The 6,376-nt window shown below is 56.3% G+C and carries 5 protein-coding genes; 2 read left to right on the top strand and 3 right to left on the bottom strand.

Features of this window, described 5'->3' with window-relative positions; genetic code table 11:
- Nucleotides 1-1,045: peptide chain release factor 2 (prfB, locus tag ACF8AM_RS00250; RefSeq protein ID WP_392553697.1), on the top strand; the 1,045-nt coding region annotated here is incomplete at its 5' end.
- A 141-nt stretch (nucleotides 1,046-1,186) separates the two neighbouring features.
- Here the strand turns inward: prfB and ACF8AM_RS00245 are convergent.
- The 3 genes from ACF8AM_RS00245 to ACF8AM_RS00235 all read right to left on the bottom strand — a co-directional run bounded on the left by ACF8AM_RS00245 (nucleotide 1,187) and on the right by ACF8AM_RS00235 (nucleotide 4,369).
- Complete coding sequence (locus tag ACF8AM_RS00245) at nucleotides 1,187-2,104, bottom strand: hypothetical protein (RefSeq protein ID WP_392553696.1); 918 nt, start codon at nucleotides 2,102-2,104, stop codon at nucleotides 1,187-1,189.
- Nucleotides 2,105-2,405: 301 nt separating this feature from the next.
- A complete protein-coding gene (locus ACF8AM_RS00240) occupies nucleotides 2,406-3,575 on the bottom strand; it encodes a substrate-binding domain-containing protein (protein ID WP_392553695.1) in 1,170 nt (389 codons plus the stop codon).
- Between the two features lie 71 nt (nucleotides 3,576-3,646).
- Nucleotides 3,647-4,369, bottom strand: coding sequence for a DUF6677 family protein (locus ACF8AM_RS00235; protein ID WP_392553694.1), 723 nt, complete (start codon nucleotides 4,367-4,369; stop codon nucleotides 3,647-3,649).
- Between the two features lie 384 nt (nucleotides 4,370-4,753).
- Here ACF8AM_RS00235 and ACF8AM_RS00230 point away from each other — a divergent pair.
- On the top strand, nucleotides 4,754-6,376 hold a 1,623-nt coding region (locus ACF8AM_RS00230), incomplete at its 3' end, for a solute:sodium symporter family transporter (protein WP_392553693.1).

The following is a 6,376-nucleotide window of genomic DNA, read 5'->3' as shown; positions in this document are numbered from 1 at the left end:
GCTCTTCCGATCTAAGGAAATCGAAGCCCAAATGGGGGCACCTGACTTCTGGAATGATAGCGAAGCGGCACAAAAAGTCGTGATGCAGCTCAAGGGTCTCAAGGGGATCGTCTCTCCGTTGAATGAGCTTGAGTCCTCGGCAGAAGACTTGGAAGCCCTTTTTGAGATGGCAGAGGAAGACGAATCCATCGAAGGCGAGGTTCGCTCGGAGATCGAACGCCTGGAGGTTGTCTTGGATGACCTGGAACTCAAGGCGTTGCTCAACGGGCCGAACGATTCCGCAGGTGCAATTGTGACCATTAACGCTCGCGATGGCGGGACGGATGCGAACGATTGGGCTGACATGTTGCTGCGGATGTATTCCGCTTGGGCCGTGGGGCAGGATTACAAAATCGAGTTGCTAGACCGTCAGGAAAACGAGGAGGCGGGGATCAACCATGCCTCTATCGCGGTCCGGGGGCCGATGGCGTATGGCTATCTCAAAGGCGAAGAAGGCATGCACCGGTTGGTTCGGATCAGCCCGTTCAACAGCGAAAGCAAGCGTCAAACCAGCTTTGCAGCCGTGAGTGTTTCGCCGGAAATCGATGATTCGATTGAGGTGAACATCGAAAAGAAAGATGTTCGCGAAGACACTTACCGGGCCAGCGGAGCGGGGGGGCAGCACGTCAACAAAACGGACAGTGCCATTCGTTTGACTCACATTCCGACCAACACCGTCGTGCAGTGTCAAAACCAACGCAGCCAGCACCAAAACCGGGACACCGCCTGGAAGATGTTGCGAGCCAAATTGGCACGCGTCGAAGAAGAACGCCGTGAAGCGGAGGAAGCCAAGAAGTACGAGACTCAGGCCAGGACCGGTTTCGGAAGCCAGATTCGGAACTACTTCCTGCACCCCGATCAGCGTGTCAAAGACGCCCGGACGGGACACTACGTCGGCAACTTCAACAGCGTGCTCGATGGCAGCGAACTGCAAGGGTTCTTCGATGCGTTCTTGCGTTTGAAGGCAGGCAAGACGGAGGCAGTCCAGGCCAGCGATGACGACTGATGGTGTGATTCAGTGAGTTCTCTTGCTGAATTGCCAGCGGCCCCAAAATAATACCTGCGAGGACGATGATGTCCTCGCAGGTAAGCGTTGGTTCTGGTTTGGTGACCGCGTTTCTTGCGTTCACTCAGCGGCGGGCGAACTTCAGCCGCCGTAGCTGTTGTCCAAGGTCAGGCCGCCTTGGGTCTTCTCGGCCGACTCCAGTTGGTCCTGGTAGTTTTGGGCGATGCGTTTGACTTCGCCCACCACGTTGGCAGCGGCACGCAGTTCAAAGGAAGTGAAGTACGGTTCATTGCCGGTGTACTGACTTTCCTTGCGATTCTTTTCGGCCAATTCGCTCCATGACATGTCATCGGTCAAATGCCAAGCCGCTGCTTGAGCGGTGTTTTGGGCGATGACGCCATTGCCAAGTGCTTCACAAAGAGCAGCCACGGCAGGGTCTTTGGTGAGTTGCTCGATCGGCACGATGGTGTACTTCATCTTTGCGTTGGGTTCGGGTTTGCCGTGTTCGAGGCAAACGGTGTTGAGGGCCATTTTGGTCGTGCGTCCGGGGGCCACTCGCATGAAGCCTCCCATGCCGCCGCCCATTCCGCCCATGCCACCCATGCCGCCGCCCATGCCTCCCATGCCGCCGCCCATGCCGCCACCGCCGCCCATGCCTTGACCGCCACCCATGCCGCCGCCCATACCTCCCATGCCGCCGCCCATGCCTCCCATGCCGCCACCCATGCCTCCCATGCCGCCCATCATGCCTTGAGCAAGAACGGGAACGCCGGCGAAGGCTGCAGGGACGTGAATGTGCAGAGGTTTGTCAGTCAGGTTTTTGACGAGCAGGTTGGCTTTTGCCGACGATTGAGGAATGAACTTGGCCTCCACCGTTCCGGCTTCCATGGCTTCGAACAAACCATTGACGACGGTTTCTTCGCCGCCCGCATTGGCTTGCGGAGGCGACGCGAATCCCGCGGCGGCGAAACCGAGAGCAGCAACGCACATCAGAGAGGTCATTCCGCGGAACGAAACGGGAGTGCAACGAGAGAAGAAGTGGCGATTCACGGTCGACATCCTGAGAATCAGTGAGCAGGGAGGAGAAATATTCGGACACTGGAAGGATGGAGATTGGATCGCAATGTCCACCGTTGTTTCCGTGCCCATGGCATATCAGTCCAGCGGCCAAGCCTTTCTTCGCGGCCGAATGCAGGCGGCAATTCTGGGGCGAAGGGGCTGGACCGGGAGCGATCAGCGTCGGCTCAGTATACTTGGTTGCTGGGCCAGCACCAAATTTTCTTCCCGTCTTCGATTGGCATTTACGCGGGAAATTGGCTGGGTGGCGAACTTTTCGTGTCGCCGAAGGGCCGAATCGGGGTCAGGCGTCCTGGCCGCGAACGCTTTGGCGGTATTGGCCGGGAGTCATTCCCAGGTCGCGTTTGAACACATAGTGCATGTATTCCGGGTGATCGAACCCCGCCCGATAGGCGATTTGCTCGGCCGCCATTTCCGTGGTGGTGAGCAATTCGCGGACGCGTTTGAGTTGCACGTTGCGGATTTCTTGCTGCGGGGTGCGTCCTAGATAGCGGCGAAGTTGGCGTTCGAGCGTGCTGCGGCTGACGGCCACATTTTGCAGGACTTCGTCGACCGTCAGGCCTTCGCAGGCGTGTTGGCGGATGTAGGCCAGGGCCGATGCGACTTCTGGGTGATCGATCGCGACCACATCGGTGGACAAGCGAGTTGCAATCCCGGTGGGGGCAACGACCTGTTGTGATTCGTGGTTCGCCTCGCCTTTCATGCGGCGGGACAGGCGTTCGGCGGCCAAGAATCCAACCGCTTCTGCGTTGGGGATCACGCTGGATAGCGGTGGTTGGCAGAACTGGCAGAGCAGTTCGTCATTGTCAGCCCCGATCACGGCGACCTCTTCGGGAACGGTCAATTCCAAAGTGGAGCAAACCGCCAGGACGTGTTGTCCGCGGAGGTCGTTGCAGGTGAAGATTCCGCAAGGTTTGGGAAGCGATTGCAGCCAATCCGCGATCGCTTGTTGGTCTTCTTCCCAGGGGCGAGCCAAGTTCATCCAGGGTGAATTGAATGAATCACACTGGCATCCTTCCTGTTGGATCGTTTTCGCGAAAGCTTCTTGACGTCGATGCGACCAAGCTTCGAAATCGAATCCACAGAAGGCGAAGTGCTGGAAGCCTCGTTCCATCAGGTGACGGGCGGCCATTTCGCCAATTTGGGCGTCATCACTGCGGACGTGCGCGATATCGACTTCGCTGCGGTCATTCAGTTCCACCACGGGAATGTTGCGTTTGACAGCGGCTTCGATCATTTCGTTGGTGGAACCTCGCGAGATGATTCCGTCGCCCTGCCAATCTTTTAGCCATGCTGGAGGCGACGTCATCAGGTCGCGCTGTTCGAGAAAGACCGACCAATCTTCCTGGGTTCGCATGAAACGCATGATCCCAGACAACACTTCACGTCCGTAGACAGTCGCGGTTTCGACCATCAACGCAACGTGAGGCTTGCAGCGAGCAGGTTTGTTCAACGCGCGTCCTTCCACAGAAAAGTCAGCAAATTAGAGAAGGCGACCGAGGTCGCAGGAGGAGTGTGATCGCGTCAACTTGATTCCGCAAATCCCGAGGCCAATTCTTCGTTGTCGGTTGGGGGATCGGAGTCTTTGGAATCTTGTTTCTTGCGGCCGCTGATTGGAACGGCCAGTGGGCCGCCGAAGGCGTCGTAGACGACCAACAGGTTCAGCAATCCCGCGATCATGGTGTACCAAGTGCCCATTTCATAACCCGAGCCACGACGCGCATACCAAGCGGCCACTTCATCGGCTTCGGATTCGTCCACGGGACGATGCGGAGGAGCCATGAAGCCGTTCCACAACGGTACGTAATCCTGGCGAGTTCGACCGCGACTGTCCGTTGCCAGACGCATCCGGTTGCCTTGAACCAAAGCGGGAAGTGCGGCGGAGCCCACACCGGCTTGAAGGAAATAATGCCAGCGTTTATCGCCGGGGTACCACGAAGCGTAAACCACGTGAAAACCACCCAGGGCAAATCCTAAGATCCAAATCGACAGGATGCTGATCACAAACAACGTGCCCTTGGTGTGCCGGCCTTGGTAGAAATGCCCGGCACCTGGAACCAACCACGCCAAGAAAGCGGCCAGGTATCGATTTCGCAAGTCGACCTGGAGCCCATCGACTTCGATTTGAGTGTTGCCATTGAACACCTTGGGATTGACCTGGATCGGCGGGTTCTTGGACGAGGATTTTGAGGGACTGTCGCCTGCTTTGTTTTCCGAGTCTCGAGATTTGCGTGAACGTTGGGCCATGAGTGATTGGGGACTGGCGAAAAATTGGACATTGGGCGATTGCCCATTCGGTGGGGCAGGCGTGATGCAGACCATTTTGCGAAATTCAGCCGGTGGGCGATAGCCAGTCCTTTCGATTCCGGCACTGGGAACGACAAAACAACGCCCTGGCTGGATCCATTCGAAACAGAACGGCTCGGCAAAATATCTTATGGTTTTCCGTGTTTTCTGAAGAGGTTGCTGCAGTCTGTTTCGGTTGGATGCGGGCGGAAGGGGCAATCACGGCCGCTTGGGCGGATTGAAAGGCAGAAAATCGTTCCCGGAGGATGTAACCGAGGTGGTGACGCTGTATGGTATGTCTTCTCGCCGAATCTCCTTTGCATGATGCAACACCTGAGGACGTCCATGAACACCACCACGCTCGTTTCCTTTTTATTCTTCACCGGTATGGTGGCGTTTCTGACTTGGTGGAAAACGCGTGGCTGCGACGTGGATACTGATGAAGGTTATTTCTTAGCCGGTCGTTCACTCACGGGCGTGTTCATCGCCGGAAGTTTGCTGCTGACGAATTTGTCGACGGAGCAATTGGTGGGGCTCAACGCGGATTCGTTCAGCGATGGGTTGTCGGTGATGTGCTGGGAGGTGGTTGCGGGGATTTCGTTGGTCGTCTTGGCGCTTGTGTTTTTGCCACGGTATTTGAAATCCGGGATCGCGACGATCCCGCAGTTTCTGGAAGAACGCTACGGACGCGGGGTGCGAGCGTTGACGGCAGCGATTTTTATCGTTGCGTACATGCTGATTTTGTTGCCGTTTGTGTTGTTCCTCGGAGCCAACGGATTGAACAGCATGCTGTCATTGAACGAGAAATTTGGTGTCACCGACTACCAGATGATTTGGATGCTGCTTGTCTTCATCGCATCACTGGGTGGAGCCTATGCGATTTTTGGAGGTCTACGGGCGATCGCGGTGTCCGACACTTTCAACGGCGCGGGGCTGCTGATTGGCGGTTTGATGATCACCTACTTTTCGCTGCAAGTCGTTGCCGGTGACGAAGGAGGCATCAGTGGAGCTCTACAGAAGATTGATGCGGCCGATCCTGATGCCTTTCGGTCGCTCGGTGCGGAAAACGAGTCGACTCATTGGCCAACGCTGTTCACCGGAGTGCTGCTGCTGAACTTTTTTTACTGGACCACCAACCAGCAAATTATCCAGCGGACGTTTGGTGCCAAGAATTTGGCAGAGGGGCAAAAAGGAGTCTTGCTGGCCGCGTTCTTTAAGATTCTGGCACCGTTGATTCTGGTTTTGCCTGGAATTGCAGCGGCGTATTTGGTGATCACTGCCGAGGATCAGCAAATGATTGAGGCAATCGGAGTGAACGAGGAAGGCAACTGGAAGTCCAGTCAGGCCTACGGTGCGTTGGTCGCACGTGTGTTGCCGGAGTGGTTGCTGGGATTCTTTGCTGCGGTGGTGATCGGTTCGATTCTTTCCACGTTCAATTCCGTGTTGAACTCGGCGGCCACGTTGTTCTCGTTGGATGTTTACAAGCAATACATTCGGCCCGATGCGACCACCAAGCAGGTGCGCTTTTCTGGCCAGGTTTGCAGCTTTGTGGTGGCTGTTTTTGCGGTCATTGCTGCACCACTGGTCTTCTACGGTCGCGAGGGGGTGTTCAGTTTCTTTCAAGGTCTCAATGGTGTTTATTTCATTCCATTGGCTTCGGTGATCTTGTTGGGGTTGTTCCATCGGACGGCGGATGGACGCTCTGCGATGGCCGCTTTGATCGTTGGTTTGGTGCTGATGGTGGTAGGAACGTTCTACAGCGGTGGCGAAAACGGTTGGCTTGAATCCAGTTTTGGCAATGGGTTTCACTACATGGGCGCCGTCTTTGTGTTCTTGTTGGTTCTGCAGGTGGGCATGGTTGCGATGGGGATTCGCAGGGAGTCGCCTTACGAGCAACGCGATGCCAAGCTGGTTGACTTGACCCCGTGGAAACCGGCTCCGTATGTGGGCGGCGTTTTGGTGCTGTTG

Source organism: Rhodopirellula sp. JB055 (genome assembly GCF_043100905.1).
In the GTDB taxonomy this organism is placed as follows: domain Bacteria; phylum Planctomycetota; class Planctomycetia; order Pirellulales; family Pirellulaceae; genus Rhodopirellula.
The sequence above is the reverse complement of the archived record's forward strand: the minus strand, read 5'-3'. Positions and strand labels throughout refer to the sequence as shown.